Source organism: Oribacterium sinus, from assembly GCF_014202695.1.
In the GTDB taxonomy this organism is placed as follows: domain Bacteria; phylum Bacillota; class Clostridia; order Lachnospirales; family Lachnospiraceae; genus Oribacterium; species Oribacterium sinus.
In genome coordinates this window covers 55879-75693 of the sequence record NZ_JACHHH010000013.1, presented here as the reverse complement: position 1 = coordinate 75693, position 19815 = coordinate 55879, and the positions used below count along the sequence as shown (strand labels likewise).

The following is a 19815-nucleotide window of genomic DNA, read 5'->3' as shown; positions in this document are numbered from 1 at the left end:
CTTTAGTTTTGTTTAGCGTGTGGAAGGTCTCGAACACACGGGTAAATAGTTACAATCCGTGAGATTTTAGCATAAAATCGACGTTCTTCATAGTTTTTATTTTCGTGATAGAAAAAAAGTACAAAAATAGGAGCTGTAAAAAATCAAAATAGTTTTCTAAGCAATATAGGTCTAAATTTGGGGCACGCTCTCGCTAGCTTCGCCCTGCGCGGTGAAGGACTGCACTCATTATTAGAAGGCGCTCTGATGCAGTGTGAACCTATAATCGGGGCACGCTCCCGCTAACCTCGCCTTCGTAACAGTACTAACTTCAAGCTTCGCTTTGCTTGCTTTCAGTAAGTACTGACGGGCTCAGATTGCCCCTATTATAGGTTCACACTGCATCAATCGCTTCAATTATTGATTTTTTGCAGTCCTTCACTTCGCCGGTCTTTCGCAAGTATCAAGCTCAGACCACCCCTATAAAATCACTATAAGAATTATAACTTAATTATTTTATAATAATTCCAACTCCAAATAATTCATTTATTACTTTTTGAATAACAGACACTTCAATACCTAGTTTTTTTAATCTGATTACATATAACATTTCCTCTATAAGCTTTATGTCTGTAATATGTCTAGGCTCTATCTCCATATCTAATCTACTATGTGCTATTCCATTTCTTAATTTATTGATGCTCTCAGATATTCCCTCCACTGCCTCTTCATAAGATTCATCAAAACATTTCTTTATAAATACATCCATTATTTCTCTGCAATCTTCAAATGCAAACTTAACATTATCTCCATAACTTACGTCATAATCTTTTATTCTTTTAGCAAAACTTTTTGCATACTTTTTGTTTTTTCCACTTAAATTTTCTGCATACTTTTCAATAATTTGAATCACATTTTCCTTAATACATTTATAATTTACAGACCTTCTTACATCATACCCATATATATTTCTATACTCTCTTTCAAATGTTGCTAGTATCATTATAACCCTATTGATAGAGTAGTACGATAAAGCCTTTAAAGAATCGCAGCAATAGTCTAAATGTATTTCATTATCATTTATTGCTTTCATAATATCAGCTATTCGTTCATTTAAATATTCAGCTCTGATAATTCTCTTTCTGCATATTTCGCTTTTTTCTTCATCACCCTGATATCTAAATACAAGTTTTCCACAATTTCGTTGTTTCCCTTCATCGCTGGTTGTATATACAGAGATATTAGAAAATCGAATGTTACTGCGATAACAAACATATTTTAAAAAATTGTGCACAATCCTGGCATTGTATACCACTTTCCCAATATTAATTGCCTCAGAAAACTGTAACTTTAAACATGACTCTGACTCTAAGGGAGTTGGGGATTCATAATGCAAAATCGAATTCGAGTCACAAGTAATATTAACTTGAATATTATTATCAATATAACTCCCACACTTTAACGCATCACAATCAACAGAGTGAATGCTAAATGATTGTAATGTCACATCTTCCTCTGTATTATAAGTAATATTCTTCTCAAAACTTCTGGTCGGATTAAAAAAGTAATTAATTTCATGACTATAGAATCTCATCTCATCAACCATTTCAGAATCTTCATCTGTTAAGTAATACCAATCGACTCTATACGTATAATATCCATTATAGCTTTCTGGATTATCTATGGTTCCAAAGTATACTAAATACCTCTCAGAAGTTACTCCTTGAATAGTTATTCTATCTATCCATTTATTTTCTCTTACTTTTAAGTTTAAAGTTTTAAATGCTTCAAAAAACTTTGTACATACATCCTCTGTGGTTAAATGATAAAGTTTAAGCTCAAAGGACTTCTTATCCAACTCGAAGGAGTATTTTTCGCCTTTTAACTCTAAATTTCCCACAATTCTCTTTGGTATATTCAAAATTCCTCCTAAGTATCTGTTATTTTATTTTTTCATCATTATATTTTCTTATATAATTTACTAAATACTAAAATTCTACTGTCTTTATTTCTGCAAATCGTCGAAGGCACTTTGCATTTATATTTACAATTTTTACAATTATTTGAATTTGTACAGACATGTCGTGCATTTAAATCTCCATATATAGTATCAATTTTATAGGAGTCATTACTATTCATACCAACCTGTCCATTGGTTATAATTATATTTTTCGGACTATATTTTGAAAAGTCAATTCCATGTTTCTTTGTACCATGATGAGGAATTTTAATATACTTATAACACTTATGTAGAGTTATATCCGAATGTTCTTCAAGATATTTCATTTGTGAACGTTCCATATCACCTGTAAAGAGTATATTATGTCCATCAGATTGAGTATTTTGGAACACTATATTATACTTATGATTAAATTCATTTAGTTTTATTATTTTATCTGATAACCATTCTTCCTTAAAGTGTCTGAACAAATTATGACTTTCATTTTGTAAGTAAAAATAGTCTCCTTGCATTCTTTCTATGTTCTTTTCTACATAACTCACCATACCTGAATCATAATTTTCACGCATAGACGTACATTCACTAGCTAAATTACAGACATTTCTAGATAAATAGATTAGTCTTTTTTCAAATTTTTCAGATAAATTAAATTCTTTTTTAATTTTATTAAAGTAGTCTTCGCCATCATTTTTACTGTCATCTTTCATGGGCCATAATGTGATGTATTTATCATTCTCAAATTTTTCTCCTCTGCTTAAAAGATGAACATTAGAGATATTAACACAGAGAAATTCTACTAAATCCAAAAGTGAATTGTCCGTCCTTGGTAATTTCCCATTTTTACACTCATGACTTAAAATTAATTGCTCTAAAAAAGACATAGCAATAGCGAAAGGATTGTTCCACATATTAGCTATATAAATTTTAGAAAATAAATTTTCATATCTTTTATCCTCGCTTTTATACATATAAATTAATCCACTGACATGATCCTCATGGAAGTGAGTAATTAATAAGCTTAGTTTACAGTGTGAATAACGTCTAGCAATGTCCTCTGCTATATGTGTAGTTAAAACTTCCCGATTTTTACCATGTGGCTCGTAGTTAATTACTGAATTATAATGAATGCCAAAATCAACGAGGAGATTACTCTTTTCTTCTATTTCTCTAATAACAATACAATCGCCAAAATGTGCATTATATACTTCTATTTCCCTCTTCATGACTTTTACCTATTCTAAGATTTTAAAACCGTTTATAACAGAACTTAATACTCCTGATTCAAGAGAAAATCCGCCATGTGCACAAGCTTTACCCCATTCACATTTCCCCCTGCCAAGTCATCCAGTGTCACCACATACTTCGGGTAATGGTCCTTAAGCTCCAAAAGATTCGCAAGTTCTCGATCCGATTCCTCCGGAAGATTCCGGCAGACCTGTACATAGATTCTCTCATCCCGCCGAACCGCCACAAAATCAATCTCCTTCATCTCATTTTTCCCGATATAGACCTCATATCCTCTTCTTTTCAACTCAAAGTACACAAGGTTTTCCAGCATGGAAGCAACGGACTTGGGATTAAAGCCCATCATACAATACTTTAAGGAAGAGTCTGCCAGATAAAATTTTTCCTGTGTTTTCAGGACAGACTTCCCCTGTAAATCATATCGGGGGCAACGATAAATCACGAAGGCTTTTTCCAGATAGCTTAAGTAGTTGTATATGGATTCAATGGAAAGGGAACGCCCCTCACTTTTCAGAAACTTGGCGATGGCATTGGCGGAAAAGGTTTTTCCTACATTTTCCACCACAAATTTAACCACACGCTGAAACAAATCCAGGTTTACAATCTTGTACCGCCTGGTAATGTCACTGTTAATGACGGAATTATAGATTCCTTCCACAATCTGATAGGCGGAGCGTTCTTCAAAATTGCTGCGGGCCACGATAGGAAAGCCCCCCATACGAATATATTCCTGCAAGAGCTCCTTTTTAGAGCGGGAATCTCCTTCCTTGAAACGTAAATACTCGGAAAAAGACAGGGTGTAAACCGGAATGGAAATATATCGCCCCGTTAAATAGTCGGAAATCTCTCCGGACATCAGCTTGGAATTGGAGCCCGTCACATAAATGTCGGTGTTTGCCTCCTCTAAAAGACTGTTTATCGCCTTTTCCCAGCCTGTCACTTCCTGCACCTCATCCAGCAGAAGATAATAGCGGTCTTGATCCTGCATTAACCGCTTTATCCCCTGATACATTTCCTTACTGCTCATTCCCTCTTCCAACTCTTCCGAGGTATAACGCAGGCTAATGATATGTTCCTCCGAAATTCCGCTCCGAATCAGCTCTTCCTTTAGCATTTCTAAGATGGTGGATTTCCCACAACGCCGAATTCCTACCAAAATCTTTACCAAAGGAGTATCTCGATATTTGCCCAGCTCCTGTAAATATTGAGGACGCTCAATTCTATTTTGTTTTTCCATACTATCCTTAACTCCTTTGTTTGCTTTATTTACCCATACTTTTTCTAAACTATCCCTATGCAATTCTCTCAACTTGGGTTGTTCTATCATTTTACTTTGTTCTATCATTTCGTATTATATCACAAGCATACAGAAAAACTTCTATATATTATATATTTTTTACTTCTCTATACTAAAAAACTATATTATTTATAAAAGTTTATCTCTGTGTAGCAAAAAGAGACAGCCTAAACTGTCTCTTTTCCATACACTTAGCTTTCGCTATTAATCATAGGTTCCAGCATTTTCCATTTATCCATAGATAGATTTTTTATCTTCTATCATGGTTTATAGGATTCTTTAGATACTTTTTCTCACCTAAACATACATCCAAAGTACAAGCCATTACAATACAGACTCTAACTTCTGTGGGTGAATCCCGTGCTTCTCTGCATATCCGGTAAGAATCAGTGCCAATGCACCGTCTCCGGTTACGTTACAAGCGGTTCCGAAGGAATCCTGTAATGCGAAGATGGTCAGCATCAGAGCAGTTCCTGTCTCATCAAAGCCAAGGACACCGGTGATCAGTCCCAAGGAGGCCATAACGGTTCCACCGGGAACACCGGGAGCGCCGATAGCGAATACGCCCAGTAAGAGGCAGAAAAGAATCATCTTCTCTACGGAAGGGAACTCATTGTAGAGCATCTTGGATACCGCCATAACGAAGAAGGTCTCGGTCATAACGGAGCCGCAAAGGTGGATATTGGCGAAAAGAGGGATTCCGAAGTCCACCATATCCTCACGGATGGTTGGCTCAGACTTTCTTGCACACTCCAAAGCTACGGAAAGGGTTGCTGCGGAAGACATGGTTCCTACGGCTGTCATATAAGCAGGACCATAGTGCTTTACAATGTTCATGGGATTCTTCTTGGAATACGCTCCTGCAATGGAGTAAAGAAGAGTCAGCCAAATGTAATGTCCGATCATTACGATAATGATAATGATTAAGAAGATGGGTAACTGCTTGGTAATGGTTCCTTCGTAAGCCAAGGTGCAGAAGGTGGTACCGATTAAAAGAGGCAGTACCGGAATAACGAACTTGGTTACGATGGATAAAACGATGTTCTGGAACTCTTCCAATGCCTGGGTAATAATCTTGGAATTGTTCCAAGCTGCCGCAAGTCCCACCAATACAGAGAAGAAAAGAGCAGACATTACCGGCATAATCTGAGGAATGGACAGCTGGAAGACTACCTCAGGAAGCTCCTTTAAACCATCCACATCCGGGTTGATGTTTAAGTGGGGTAAGATGGTGTATCCGGAAAATGTAGCAAAAAATGCCGCTCCGATAGAGGATACATAGGCAATGAATAAAGCCACTATCAGCATACGAGAAGCATTGTTTCCCAGTCTTGTGATGGAGGGTGCGATAAAGCCAATGATAATCAGCGGTACACAGAAGCTGATAAACTGTGCCGCGATATACTTTACAGTTACCACAATGTTCAAAATGGCATGGGATACACCATTATCCATTCCGCTTAAAGCCAGTCCTAAGCAAATGCCCACAGCCAATGCCACCAAAAGCTTAAAGGGCAGACTATGAATAAATCCTTGTTTTTCCATACTTTTTCTCCTTCTTATTTTGTTGTAAATTTTCAAGCTCAATTTCAAGACATTTCTCAGTCTATTCTCCGGCTATTTCTTAAGCCATGTCTCGAGACATATTTCAATCTATTTCTTAAGCTTTGCCGGTTTACGCAGTTCCGTCCCCCCGGTCAGGACGCCAAAAATTCCTACACACAGGAATTCACATCCACCTGATCGGTCATTACCTTCAAAATTTCTCTGTCGGTGGATTGCATACCCACCTTTCCGATATAGCCCATATTGCGGATGGTCTTCTCCACATCCTCTTCCACGATGCCTTCTCCCCCATGGAAGCCCTGATCCTTCATACTCATGTGATGAGCTAAAATCGCCGCATGAACGGAAGATGCAATCTTCGCCGCACAGCTGGGCTTGGCACCGTCACAGACAATGCCTCCCACATTGCCCAAGGTGTTGCTGATGGTACGGCCGATCTTCTGATAATTTCCTCCGCAAAGGTAGGTAATACCGGCACCCGCACCGCAGGAGGCACTAACCGCTCCGCAGAAGGCGGAAAGAGCACCGATATAGTGCTTAATGTAAACGGACACCAAATTGCTGACAATCAAGGCTCTGTACATCTTCTCTTCGGAAATGGAAAGGGCTTTCGCATATTCCACCACCGGCATACTTACGGTAATACCCTGATTGCCGGAGCCGGAGTTAATCACCACCGGAAGAGGGCAACCGCTCATTCTGGCATCAGATCCTGCTGCCGCTCTGGCGCATGCACAAGCCCGTACATCGGAGCCCCAGGTCTCCAAAATCGTCTTTCCCACACTGGCCCCCCAGGGATTGTCCAAGCCCTCTTGGGAAATCGCCAGGTTCATCTCCACCTGTCTCTGTAAAGACGGTCTTACCAAGGATAAATCCACTGCATTGGCATAGTCCAAAATACCCTGAAGAGACATCAGACTCCGGTCTCCTCCTGTGGAAATCACATCCTGCTTATCCTCTTCTCCCTCTTTGTAAAGAACCTCTCCATCCTTTTCCATGTAAATGATGTTACTGTGCTGGTTTGCAATCTCCAGTTTTACCTTATGGTTTTCGGACAGAAGCTCTACCGCAATGTAAAGCTTGGGGCCTTCCTCCTGAAAGCTGACCTTGCAAAAACCGGTATCCACCAGCTTTCTGCACTTCTCCCGGTCTTCATCCGTAACAGTAGATAATACTTCCAGCTTTAAGTCAGGATCACCGCCAAGTACACCCAAGATTGCCGCTGCCTGCATTCCCTTCTGTCCTCCGGAATTAGGCACAGTAACCGCCTTTACATTCTTAATAATGTTTCCGGAGCAGCAAAGCTTTATCTCCTTGACCTCTTCTCCCAGAAGCTTCCTTGCTGCCGCTGCGGCATAGGCAATGGCAATGGGTTCCGTACAGCCCATGGCCGGCACCAGCTCATTCTGTAAAATCTCCGTATAATTCTTCATCAAGCTCTCTTCCACCAATAGCACCTCCTAAAATATGTCTGACAGGACTTTTTAACTAAACCTTCCTTCCCATAGTAAGCGTGAAGATTGTCTTTCAAAGTAAAACCCCGAAATCTTCCTATTCTTATTTAGATTTACTCTAATCATATCAGTAATGCGATTAAAAAGCACTAGGCGGATTTTGACGATTTTTTAACATAACTTTTATATGATTTGTATAGTGATTCTATAAATATTACAAGATTTTTATGCAATATATAAGTGCATAGAAGTACGCCCTCACAAACATCACCAGTGAGAACCATATTCAATATGAGAAAGCCGCTCTGATGCAATATAGGCCTGTAATAGGGGCAAGCTGAGCCCGCCGGTACTTACAGAGCCCCGGCAAAGTGAAGAACTGTAGAAATCTAATAACCAAAGCGAATGATGCAGTATAGGCATGAAAGAGAGCAATCTGAGCTCGCCGGAACCTATGGAGGCCCTGCAAAGCGAAGGACTATAGAAATCAAATAGCTGAAGCGATTGCAGTATAGACATGAAAGAGAGCAATCTGAGCCCGCCGGTATCTACAGAGCCCCTGCGAAGCGAAGGACTGTAGAAATCTAATAACCAAAGCGAATGATGAAGTATAGGTCTGTAATAGGGGGCAATCTGAGCCCGTCAGTACTTACTGAAAGCGAGCCAAGGCGACGCTTGAAGTTAGTACTGCTACGAAGGCGAGGTTAGCGGGAGCGTGCCCCGATTACAGACCTATACTTCATCAAAGCGCTTTCTCATATTGAGTACAGTCCTTCACTTTGCAAGGGCAAGCATAGCGGAAGCGTGCTCGATTTCACGCCTATACTGCATCAGCGCCCCCTACCCCGCCATGCGCTCATACATACCGTAATAGCTTCTATCCTCCAGCATATCCTTTCGAAGCTTAAACACATCCTCAGGATCGTCCGTAATCATGCCGTCCACCGGACTTTGCAGGTATTTGATGATTTTGTCTTCTTCATTGATGGTCCAAACATAAATTTCCTTCCCCATATCCTGCACCTCTCCCATCAGGTAGCCGTTATAGGAGGAATCTTCAATCGCATAAAAGTCCACATTTTCCGTGGCAAAATCTCCGAATTGCACCGGAATCACCACCCCGGTCTTCCATTCCGGAGCAGTCTCTTCTATCCCCTCCATCAGGGAAATGTCCAAAGACATCAGGGGGTTCGTCTTCTCCACCCCGTATTCTTCCAGCTTCTCCAGAAGAATTTCCGAAAAATTCTCCGGTTCCTTCCCATGAGGCTTAATCTCTATCAGAAGGGGCATATTCAGCTCCTTTGCCCGCTGTACAAATTCCCGAAGGCTTGGAATTTTTCCGCTAAACTCCCCCTGATGCACCGTCATAGCGGTGAGCTCCGAAAGGGTACAGTCGTAGACCTTTTTTTCTATTCCGGTAAGTCGGGAAAGATCCACATCATGCATTACCACAAATTCCCGATCCTTGGTCAGCTGAATATCCAACTCCACCATATCAGCCCCTGCTGCCTTTGCCCCCTCTAAAGACTCTATAGTATTTTCTACTCCGGTAGAAACCAGCCCTCTATGGGCAATGATTTTCGCATCCGTATTAACTTCCCGTCCCATATAATCCATAAGCGCTATGGTGCTGTGAAAAACAAATAAAGCCAGTAGGAGGAAAACGGTGGTTTTGCTATACTTTTGTTCCTCGGCAAGAAAAGCATTTTCCCCCTCGGAGCCTTCCACCGGAAGAGTATTTACCAAGAGGGAAAGAAAGCCGATTTTTGACAAAATTCCAAAGAAAAATCGGGTAAAACGAAAGAGCAGGAAGAAAAGAAAATGAAAGATGCCCAATTCTCCCTTTGGATCCAGGCGGGTAAAGAGAAAAGCCGCCAGATAGAGTAAAAGAGCGGCCAACAAACTCAGCAAAAACTCATATAAAAAGAGAGTCAGAAACAATTTGATTCCGCCTTTTTTCGTATAGGCAAAGCTTTCCCGCACAGATTTGTTAAACTTCTGCGCCTTTAAGCCCATTAAAGGCACAGTATAAACCAGACGCATATTTAAGTACATGAAAAAGAAAAACAGAAGAAAAAGAGCAATATGCCCTCCCACAGTTTTGCCCACTTCTTCCGTTATAAAATCCGGAATGTGGAAGGAATCTGTCAGGGAAGAGCTTAGAATAAAGCCCGCCACCGGCACGGTGCAGAGAATATAAAGAAGGAACAGCAGCACATTTCCATAGCTGAAATCCCGCAGTCGGATTAGAGAGGTGCGAAGAATTTTTCGATAAGAAATCCGAACCCCTTCCTTGGCCGCCAAAATCACCTGTACCAGGGTGAAGACCTCCACATAAAAAAAGAAGGCCAGAAGAAAAGCAAAAAGCAAAACCATAAAGAGGCTTCTGGGGCTGGTAAAGAAATAGCGAATATTGTACTGATCCACATTGGGCAAGTCTACCAGCACCAAAGCCAGACGGAAAAGCATTTGCAAAAGCTCCTTCCCTACAAAGGTCGCAATCTGCAAAAAAATAGCGGTAGACAAAAAGAGGAACTTATGGCGATTGCAAAATGTCAAAGTCCCAAAAACCTGTTTCCACATGCCCTCTTTTTTTTCCATAAGTTCCTTTCTAAAATTTGCTTGGTAAATGCTTTAAATGAATATTTTTACAATATATCTCCTTTTCGTTAAAGAAACCGCAAATTTCTTTCCGATATCGATTTAAGAAAAATGGAGCTTTAAACGATAGGCGGAGTACTCTCCGAAGTCCTGAATATCCTCCTCCAAATAGCGAATGGCCTTCTCCACATCCTTATTTCGTAGCGCCGACACAATGTCCACATGGTGCTCCGTATCCATGGAAAAAAGAATTTCCTTGTCCTTTTTCCAATAGTATTGGGAGTAGGCTCGCTTCAGTCTGGTCATGCATTTTTCCAGCTGCTCCGTAATATAGTCATTGTGGGCACAGGCAATCAAACGAAGGTGAAATTCCATGTTATGCTTCCAGTGAGTCATGGCGTCCGTATTATTTTCACTGCACTGACTGTTGATCTGCTCCAAGTCCCGAAAGTCTTCCTCCCTAAGCTCCGCTCCGCACTCCAAAAGCACTCCCCGCTCCAAGACAAAGCGGAAAGCCAGCATATCGTAGATATCTTCCTTACTGAGGCGCACCACCTCATAGCCGTAGCGGGGGATATTTTTTAAAATGCCGTCCGCACAAAGTGCCATCAGCGCCTCTCGAACCGGAGACTTGCTACAGTGGTATTTTTCCAGTAGTGCCTTTTCATTCAAAATATCTCCCGGAGAAACATTGCCCTGGAAGATATCCTCCAGAATAGATTCATATACTTGGTCTTTCAGACTTTTTTCCATAGTTCTCCCTTCATTTCTTTGAACTGTCCTAGTATAGCGTAAAAAAGGAGGCTAAAAAAGCCTCCGAAGTGATTTTCTCTGATGAGAAGAAAAGATTTTTTATCTTAAAACTTGCCATAGAAAACTATACATACAGACTTTCTAAGGAAATCAAAAGCAAATCATCCCGAGAAATTGCTTCAAATCCGCTTTTGGAAAGGAAGCCGTAACGATAGCATTGCAGGCCGCATTCCTTTACCTGCGCTATCTCCTTTTCTATTTCCGCCTTGCTAAGAGGCTTATCTTGAAACTTTACTTCATAAAAAATATAGCCCTTGGGATCGTAGGTGACAATGTCGAACTCTCCGTTTCGTCGTTCTTTCGGAATATCGTAGTAGTACCTGCCTATTTTCTCAAAGGGCTCCTCTATAAGTCCTGCCCGATTCTGCCGAATCAAATATTGTTTTCCTATTGTCTCAAAACGCTTCGGCACATAGGCATTTTCAAAGTCCTCCTGAATATATCGCTGATAGAAAATATCCGAATTCATCACGTTTAGCTGGGAGCTGTAGCGGAAAATATATCGATAATAAAACAAGGACATGGGGTCACCGATATAATATCCGGACTTCTTTCGGTTATTTTCATCATTAATGGGCGCTGCCTTCTCCACCAACTCCATACGAATCAGCTTGTCCAACACATCCACTAGGCTGGGGCCACTGGAAACATGGGACTGAGACAGGATATCGTTAAAGCGGGAAAATCCCTTTGCCATAGCCTCAAAGACTTCATTGGCATTCACAATTTTCGCAATTTCCGACTTAAGGTACATGAGTACCTCATTTTCCAGTCTTGCACCGGGGGATGCGATCAGCTCTATAATATTTTCCTTTACGGACCTGTCTTCCCGAATCAAACGATTATAATAGGGAATTCCGCCAAAAACACTATAAAGCCTCACCTTATCCTCGTCGGAAAAATGGGAATAAAACTGTGCCGAATCATAGTAATCCATGGGCTTCAGCTTTAAAACCAAATCAAAACGTCCAAATAAGGGATTCTCTTTTTCTATCAGTTTCTGCATGGTATCCACAAAGGAACCGCACAAGGCCAATTTCAATTTACTCCGGTTTCGATATTTATCAATCAGTGCCTGCAAAACACTGTCCATGCCCTTCAGCACATCGCTAAGATAAGAATATTCATCCAAAATCAAGAGAATATTCTCCTCCGTTGCCCTTTTAAAAAGAAAATCCAGCACTTCCTCCAGACCGGAAAAGGAAATCTTCGGGTAGCCAAACTCTTCCGAAAGTAAAGTCGCCAGGCTTTCTACATTGTTCATTTCAGAAGTCTGTTTACACTCGTAATAAATCCTCTTCCCCTCAAAGAACTGCATGGAATGTTTCATCAGCTCACTTTTTCCAATACGCCTTCTTCCGTATAATAGAAGCACTTCCATGCCGGGAGACTGATACAAGCCTTTGATTTTCCGTACTTCTTCCTCTCTTCCGATAAATTTCATTTTATTCGGTCACCTCCGATTCGGTTTTGTCCGAATAAAAATTATCATATCTGTTCTAAGATGTAAAGGCCAGGAATTAAACTACCGCATTTCCTCAATATGATAAATGTAGTCAATGGTGGACAGGGCTTCGATAATCTCCTTGTGAGTTTTGAACTTCTTCAGCTCCTTGCTGTCTATAGTAAAGGTCACGGAATACACGCTAAGGCCGGAACCGTGGTAGGCGGTATTTAACTCAATATCATCAATTCGAAGCCCCAGTCTCCGGATAGTCGTTACAAAGTCCTGTAAATACTGCCTGCTCTTTAACTCCAAATGAATTTCAAAGTGGTTAGAGCGATTTTTCAAATACATTTCCAAACCCGGTAAAGAAGACAGAATCCAATAAAGCATAAAGCAGGCTACTACACTGATCAAGTATAGTCCCGCTCCTGCACTGAGGCCGATGAGAATACAGGACCATAGGGCAATGGCAGTGGTTAATCCCTTCACCTGATTTCGGGAGCTGTAAAGAATCGCCTTTCGGCTGATGCTTGCAATACTGATCATGGCAAAGGCGGAGAGCATAGGAAAACGAAGATTTCCCTCGTTCATAAACAGCAGATCCAAAATCATGGCCAGACAGCTGGATAAAGAAGCCAAAATAAAGGTACGAAGACCTGCGGAATGCCTTTTGTTGGCTCGCTCACAGCCAATGATGGAAGAGAGAAGAACCGCAAGTAAGATTCTAAGCAAGGCGGAAGAAAGGCTGATATTATGCTCTATCCTAAGACTTTGAAAAGCTTCCTGTAGTGTCCATTCTGACATGGCTTTTTCCTCCTGTTCTTCTGTAATCAATGCTAATAAAACTCATCTACAATCGAAATTGCATTGAAAATATCAAGTATAATTTGTCTAAGTACTTTTGCATTTTTACTTTCAACTAGTAGCATTGCCACATTTAAAAATGCTCTAAAATCAAATAAAGCAATCTGGGAAGTTCGACTACTGATGTTCCCGACATTAATGTCGGGAACATCCTGTTCAGCAATACATTTTATAAATGCTTTCAGCCTGGCTCCTTTGACAATCTCATATCCGTTCGAGGAAATTTCATCAATATTGTCACTTACATACCTTTCTATTGTTCTTTCATCAACATCAAAATATGTAGCCACCATAGCCTTAGTAAACCTAAGACGTTCTTCAAAAACAACTCCTTGTATTCCGGTTTGTTTTTGTAACTCCGTAATAGCCAATTCATTATTCAATATATTTTGTCTATCCACTTGGCAAGTAGTTAAGTCTTTCGCCATGTTTCCTCCTACGTAAATGAACTATCTATTTTTTATCTTATATAACCCCTTAAGTAGAAGCTTCAAGCTAATACTGCTCCTCCGCCGCCTCGGTAAAGGCTTCTTCCTCTTCCGCCAGTCTCTTAGCATGAGAAGGAAGTTCCTTCTGAATAGCCTGGATTCGCTCAATCAAAAGCTCCACCTCATTTTTCTTCTTCTCCGGTTCTAGTGTGACGGATTCCGTTAAATCCTCCAGACTTACCGCATAGGAATGGGAAAGATAGAGTCCCAGTTTAGCACACCCCGGTCCTATAAGTTCGTAGAGAATGCTGGAGGCAGGAATTACCGTTTCCAAGGCTCTTCCCAACTCTCCTCCCAGGATTCTTGCCCCCAAGGCGGAAAGACCGATGGCTACTCCTGCCTGAGGCACCAATGCCAATCCTAAATATTTCCGAACTTCCTTCTTTTCTCCCACCAAAGTTGGGCCCAGAATAGCCCCCAGATATTTTCCCAAAATACGTACCAAGAAATAACTGATTCCCACCAAGAGCAAAGGAACATTTTCCCCTATTCCCTCAGAATGTAAGAGCACATCCAGCTTAAAGTTCATACCGGAGCGCACGAAAAACAGAAGTAAAATAGGAGGATTAAAGTAATTTAATTGCTTGAAAATCTTGTCGTCTTCCGTAATATTGATGTAAATCATACCCATGGACATACAGCCCAAAAGAGGAGAAACATCCAAAAGGGCGCAGATGCCGCAAAAGCTGAAAAGCACCGCAATGGTAATAATCAAACGGTTGTCCGTAGAACGCTGCTTCGGCATTAAAAGTTTTAAAAAAAGCCCAAAAAGTCCTCCCAGAAGAAGTACCGCCAGATTTAAAGCAATAGGCATAAGAATACTGCTCAGCTTAAAGGAGCCGGATTGCAGCGCCACCGCCACGGAAATCGCCATGCTGTACGCCACAAGGCCAAAGACATTGTCCAATGCCACCACCTGCAAAAGGGTATTCACAAAGTCCCCCTTGGCATTAAACTGCCGGATGGTCATAATCGTGGAAGCGGAGGCGGTGGTTGCTGCCAATGCTCCCAAAACCAAGGACAGACTTAAATTCAATTTCAAAATAAAAAGACAAAGCACAAAAACAAAGAGGGAAGCCAGAGTCGCTTCAAAAAGGGTAATGATACAAACCTTCAGCCCGTTCTGCTTTAGCGTAGAAAAGGTAAAAAATTCTCCGGTACCAAAGGCAATAAAGGCTAGAGCAATATCCGCAATAAAACTTGTGCCTTCAATAATGTCCGGATTCACCAGATTCAAGCAATAGGGTCCAATCAGGATTCCCGCCAAAATGTAGGCGGTTACATTGGGAAGCTTCAGGCGCTTGGTGACTCTTGTTAAGGCAAAGCCGGAAAATAGCATTAAAGCTATGGGGATAATCACTCCGGACACAGAGGAGCCCCCCCTGAAATATTTGCATGATGGATTGTCCTTCCATGGGATTGTCCTCCTTCCTGGAAAATATTCTAAATCTATAGTAAATAATCAACACGAAAAAGGGAAGTACTAAACATCCGTAAATGAGGTAGTTTAATGCTTCCCAAGCTTCTTCAATATAGGCAATCTATTTTTTTCTTATTTTCTAGCCTGATCAATGACTACTGCAATCAGAATAATAACGCCCATTGCCACCGTCTGCCAATATGCCGAAACCCCAAGTAAACTTAACGCATTATTAATAATTCCGATAACGATAAGACCAATAACTGTCTGAGGAATTCCTCCTCGTCCACCGGACATACTAGTACCACCCATTGCTACTGCTGCAATGGCATTTAACTCATAGCCTACTGCTGCCGTGGCCTGTCCATTCTGTAACTTGGAGGCTAACACCAGCCCTGCTAATGCTGAAAGAATTCCGGAAATCACATAGACCGAAAAACGGACTTGATCTACATTAATTCCTGTCAGCTTAGCTACCTCTTTATTACTACCTACAGCATAAATATATCTTCCATAGCAAGTCTTTGTTAAAATAATATAACTAAGAAAAATAATAAAACCCATTAAAATAACTGATACAGGAATAATACCAAGTTCTCTTAAACCGATAAACCCAAAACTTTCCGGCAAGCCAAAAACCGGCTTTGCATCTGTAAAAACATAGGCTAAACCTCTTGCTACATTCATCATCGCCATAGTTGCAATAAAGGGAGGAACATTCAACTTTGCAATACAAAATCCATTAAGAGCACCACACACAGTACCTATTACTAAGGAAGTTAGTAATATAATCAGAATGGACATCGGAACAGATGCATTTGGCATAGTTTTGATTAAAGACGCTCCTGCTACCCCTGCTATAGCCGCTACCGAACCAACAGAAAGGTCAATACCATCTGAAAGTATAGTAAAGGTCATGCCACAGGCAATAAGTGCATTGATTGAAATCTGAATCAAGATATTCTTGATATTTCCCCCTGTCGCAAATCGAGGGACAAAAAGAAGACACACTGCAAACAGCGCTACCGCAAAAAGGAGCATGGTATTTTCTCCTTTTAGGACTTTTGATATACCACCATTTTTCTTATTCATAAACAACCTCCTCATTTCCTTTGCTGGCAAAAAGCATGACATTTTCTTCTGTCGCTTCTGCACTATCCAGAAAACCGGTTACATATCCCTCTCGCATTACCATAATGCGATTAGAACATCCTAATACCTCTGGTAATTCTGAAGAAACGAGGATAATGCTGCCACCTTCCTCGACAAAATTCTTCATAAGCTCATATATTTCCGCTTTAGCATTAACGTCTATTCCCCTGGTAGGCTCATCCATAATAAGAATCTTAGACTTTGCTAAAAGCCACTTTGCTATTACTACCTTCTGTTGATTTCCTCCTGAAAGATTTTTAATGATTGCTGAATCTGAAGGAGTCTTAATCCGTAACTTGTCTATGTAGGAAATTGCTTCTCGCTTTTCCCACGAAAAATCAATAAAACCACTATGACTATTCTCTTTTAAAGATGCCAAACTGGTATTTTCCCGAACTGTCTTTTCCAGTAAAAGTCCCTGGCCTCTTCTATCTTCGGGAATTAATCCCATACCTTTTTTAATAATTTCCTTAGGCTGTAATCCCTTTAAACTTTCTCCATACAAAAATACCTCTCCACTATCATAGGAATCAGCTCCAAAAATCGCCCTCATTAATTCAGTTCTTCCTGCACCGATAAGTCCGGCTACCCCAAGAACTTCTCCTTTATATAGTTGAAATGAAACATTTTTAAAATGATTTTTAGAGCATAGGTTCTTCACCTCCAAAACCAATTCTTTATTTTCCGGAGCTTTGGCTTTGTAATAAAATTGGGAAATTTCTCTTCCCACCATCATTTCTACCATCTTCTGTTCAGTTACTGTTGAAACCGGTACTGTAGCAATCTTCATACCATCTCGAAGTACGGTAAGCATATCTCCCATCTCCAGAATTTCCTTTAGACGATGAGAAATATAAATTACTGCAACATTATCTTTCTTTAATTGACGTATAACTCGAAAAAGAGACTGTACCTCGTGGTCAGAAAGCGAACTGGTAGGCTCATCCATAATTACTAACTTACTATTCTGAGAAACAGCTCTGGCAATCTCTACCATTTGCTTTTCTCCATTACTAAGCTTATATACCGGTGAGCGTGGATCAATCGCCACATCCATTTCATCCAAAATCCTTTTACATTCCGCAATCATTTTTTCTTTGTTTAAAAATCCGGATTTTTTCTCTTCTCTTCCCAGAAAAACATTTTCATAAACTTTTAAATCCTCAATAACGCTAAGTTCTTGATGAATAACGCTGATTCCTCTCTGCTGCGCTTCTCGAATATTTTTTGCCCCGGGCTGTCCCTCTATCAAAACTTCCCCTTTATCAGGTTGATAAATACCGGAAATGATTTTAATAATTGTGGATTTTCCTGCACCATTTTCTCCCAAAAGAACATGTACTTCCCCAGGATAAAAAGCAACAGAAATATCCTCTAAGACTTTCACGCCGGGAAATTCCTTATGAATATGCTTTAATTCTACTAAAGTCTCTTTTCTTTCTTCCATCATAATATGCTCCATATTATAGAAAAAGGCGTCCAAAAAGTGGGACGCCTTCCTCTTAACCTATCTTTTTATTACTTTGCATTCTTTGCATCAATAATATAAGGCGCAATCAAAATCTCGGAATCTACCTTCTCACCCTCTAAATGCTTCTTAATAGCCTCAAGAGTGGTCTTACCAATTCCTGCAGGGTCCTGTGCAACATCTGCAACCCAGTTTCCACCCTTCTTGATTTCTGCAACACCTTCTGGATTTCCGTCATAACCGATAATCTTGGTTGCTGCATTGGCTGCTGTGATAGAGGAAAGAGCACCAATAGCTGCAGGATCTCCTACACAGAAAACAACATCGATATTATCATTCTTTAAAAGCATGTTCTGCATTACATCTGCAGCCTTCTGCTGGTCACCGGAATAGTTCTGCACATCAACTACTTTGATATCCGGAGCATTCTCCTTTAAATAATCTGTAAATCCGGTCTCTCTATCTACACAGCTTTCGATTTCAGAATAAGTAATTACTGCTGCATTACCCTTTTTTTCGGTAAGGATATTATTTACCACATACTCAGCAGCAAGCTGTCCACCCTTCTTGTTATCTGTAGCAACGTGAGTAACCGGCTTTCCATCAGAAGCGATATCCATAGTAAATACCGGAATTCCAGCCTTTTCAGCAAGCTCAATCATAGACTTGGATCCTGCAGAGTTAGTTGGTGCAATAACAATAGCATCTACTTTCTTGGTAATAAAATCCTGTACCTGACCAAGCTGCTTATTTGCATCTCCTGCAGCATCTTGTACATCTAAAGTCCATCCATATTCCTTTGCTTGCTCTTCCATAGCAGTCTGGATACTATTATAGAACACGTGGGTACTGTTCAGTAAGCTTACACCGATGGTCTTTGCTTCTCCTTTAGTCTCTTCCTTCTTAGCCTCCGTCTCTCCGGCTTTCTCTGTCTGTTTTTCTGTTTGCTCTGATGCTGCAGCAGTTGTGCTCTTTGCAGCACTGCCACCTCCACAAGCCACAAGAGATACAGCCATTAAAGCTGCGAGTACCAATGAAATACCTTTTTTCATCACTTTTTCCTCCTTTAAAGATAAGTAAGTAAATATTCAGAACGAGGTCTGCGTGATTGCTTACCCGTTTTGATTCGAGTTAAAATTTGTCCATTATTGAGAAAAATAAAACATTGTTTCACGTATTCCAAATTCTTATCTAAGTTTTTATGCCTTATGGACACTATTCAATACATGCATCTTATGCTTAATAAGTTCCTTAACTTTTTCTCTACCTGCTCCATTATATTTCTTTGGATCAAATACTTCCGGATTCTTCTCAAGGTACTCTTTTACCCCCTTGGTAAAGGCATCTCTTAATTCGGTTGCAAAGTTCACTTTGCAAATACCAAGGCCTGTTGATTTCTTTACATCTTCATCAGGAATTCCTGACGCACCATGTAGAACAATAGGAATACTTACCAGACTTTTGGTTTTTTCCAAAATATCAAATCGTAACTTTGGTACTCCTTTATAAAATCCATGAGCATTTCCAATACCAACTGCAAGGAAATCCACACCTGTTTGCTCTGCAAATTCCTTTGCTTCTTCAGGATCGGTATAGGACTTTTCACTGTCTTTTACTTCATGTGTGTCTTCTTTTCCTCCTACCGTTCCTAGTTCTCCCTCAACCGGCACTCCCATAGCATGTGCAAACTCAACCACTTTCTTCGTAAGAGCTACATTTTCAGAAAAAGCCAGCTTAGAGCCATCAATCATGATAGAGGTGTAACCGGATAGAATCGCTTTCGCACAAAGCTCTGCACTGTTTCCATGATCCAGATGTAAAGCCACCGGCACTTTCGCCTTTTTTGCTTCTGCGTTTACCATTCCAAAAAACATATCTGTATCTGCATATTGCAAGCTTCCCGGAGTTGTCTGAATAATTACCGGAGAAGATAATTCCTCTGCCGCTGCTACAATTGCCTGAACCATCTCCATGTTCTCCGCATTAAAAGCACCGACTGCATAGCCCTCTTGCTGCGCTTTCATCAAAATTTCCTTAGAACTTACCAAAGCCATATTTTTC

Annotated in this window: 15 protein-coding genes; all 15 read right to left on the bottom strand. The window is 40.5% G+C overall.

The annotated features are described in order from the left end of the window. Positions 1–490: 490 nt before the first annotated feature. The 15 genes from HNQ46_RS11020 to fba all read right to left on the bottom strand — a co-directional run bounded on the left by HNQ46_RS11020 (position 491) and on the right by fba (position 19808). Positions 491–1900 (bottom strand): hypothetical protein, encoded by a 1410-nt coding sequence (locus tag HNQ46_RS11020; protein ID WP_183684729.1) that lies wholly within the window; start codon positions 1898–1900, stop codon positions 491–493. A 38-nt stretch (positions 1901–1938) separates the two neighbouring features. Next, positions 1939–3162, bottom strand: coding sequence for an MBL fold metallo-hydrolase (locus HNQ46_RS11015; RefSeq protein ID WP_183684728.1), 1224 nt, complete (start codon positions 3160–3162; stop codon positions 1939–1941). 44 nt (positions 3163–3206) lie between these two features. Next, entirely contained in the window at positions 3207–4421 is a 1215-nt protein-coding gene (locus HNQ46_RS11010) for an ATP-binding protein (protein WP_183684727.1), read from the bottom strand. A 384-nt stretch (positions 4422–4805) separates the two neighbouring features. Beyond that, positions 4806–6026, bottom strand: a complete 1221-nt coding sequence (locus HNQ46_RS11005) for a dicarboxylate/amino acid:cation symporter (RefSeq protein ID WP_007157464.1) — start codon at positions 6024–6026, stop codon at positions 4806–4808. Between the two features lie 170 nt (positions 6027–6196). Further along, a complete protein-coding gene (locus HNQ46_RS11000; RefSeq protein WP_183684749.1) occupies positions 6197–7495 on the bottom strand; it encodes an L-cysteine desulfidase family protein in 1299 nt (432 codons plus the stop codon). Positions 7496–8341: 846 nt separating this feature from the next. Beyond that, positions 8342–10102, bottom strand: coding sequence for a glycerophosphodiester phosphodiesterase (locus HNQ46_RS10995; protein WP_183684726.1), 1761 nt, complete (start codon positions 10100–10102; stop codon positions 8342–8344). 102 nt (positions 10103–10204) lie between these two features. Further along, positions 10205–10855: a GntR family transcriptional regulator gene (locus tag HNQ46_RS10990; protein ID WP_183684725.1), complete on the bottom strand. Its 651-nt coding sequence runs from the start codon at positions 10853–10855 to the stop codon at positions 10205–10207. 124 nt (positions 10856–10979) lie between these two features. After that, complete coding sequence (locus tag HNQ46_RS10985; protein ID WP_183684724.1) at positions 10980–12359, bottom strand: ATP-binding protein; 1380 nt, start codon at positions 12357–12359, stop codon at positions 10980–10982. A gap of 81 nt (positions 12360–12440) precedes the next feature. Continuing rightward, positions 12441–13166 carry an MgtC/SapB family protein gene (locus HNQ46_RS10980; protein WP_183684723.1) on the bottom strand — a complete coding sequence of 242 codons (726 nt, stop codon included), beginning with the start codon at positions 13164–13166 and terminating at the stop codon, positions 12441–12443. Positions 13167–13198: 32 nt separating this feature from the next. Continuing rightward, the gene (locus HNQ46_RS10975) at positions 13199–13654 is read right to left on the bottom strand and encodes a hypothetical protein (RefSeq protein WP_183684722.1); all 456 of its coding nucleotides are present in this window, start codon (positions 13652–13654) and stop codon (positions 13199–13201) included. A 67-nt stretch (positions 13655–13721) separates the two neighbouring features. After that, on the bottom strand, positions 13722–15083 hold the full coding sequence (locus tag HNQ46_RS10970) for a cation:proton antiporter (RefSeq protein WP_330604605.1): 1362 nt from the start codon (positions 15081–15083) through the stop codon (positions 13722–13724). A 183-nt stretch (positions 15084–15266) separates the two neighbouring features. Next, the gene (locus HNQ46_RS10965) at positions 15267–16226 is read right to left on the bottom strand and encodes an ABC transporter permease (protein ID WP_183684721.1); all 960 of its coding nucleotides are present in this window, start codon (positions 16224–16226) and stop codon (positions 15267–15269) included. Beyond that, positions 16219–17736: a sugar ABC transporter ATP-binding protein gene (locus HNQ46_RS10960; RefSeq protein ID WP_183684720.1), complete on the bottom strand. Its 1518-nt coding sequence runs from the start codon at positions 17734–17736 to the stop codon at positions 16219–16221. The genes HNQ46_RS10965 and HNQ46_RS10960 overlap by 8 nt, the downstream gene beginning before the upstream one ends. Before the next feature lie 68 nt (positions 17737–17804). Continuing rightward, on the bottom strand, positions 17805–18806 hold the full coding sequence (locus HNQ46_RS10955) for a substrate-binding domain-containing protein (RefSeq protein ID WP_183684719.1): 1002 nt from the start codon (positions 18804–18806) through the stop codon (positions 17805–17807). 147 nt (positions 18807–18953) lie between these two features. Then, positions 18954–19808: a class II fructose-1,6-bisphosphate aldolase gene (gene fba, locus HNQ46_RS10950; RefSeq protein ID WP_183684718.1), complete on the bottom strand. Its 855-nt coding sequence runs from the start codon at positions 19806–19808 to the stop codon at positions 18954–18956. Between the last annotated feature and the right edge of the window lie 7 nt (positions 19809–19815).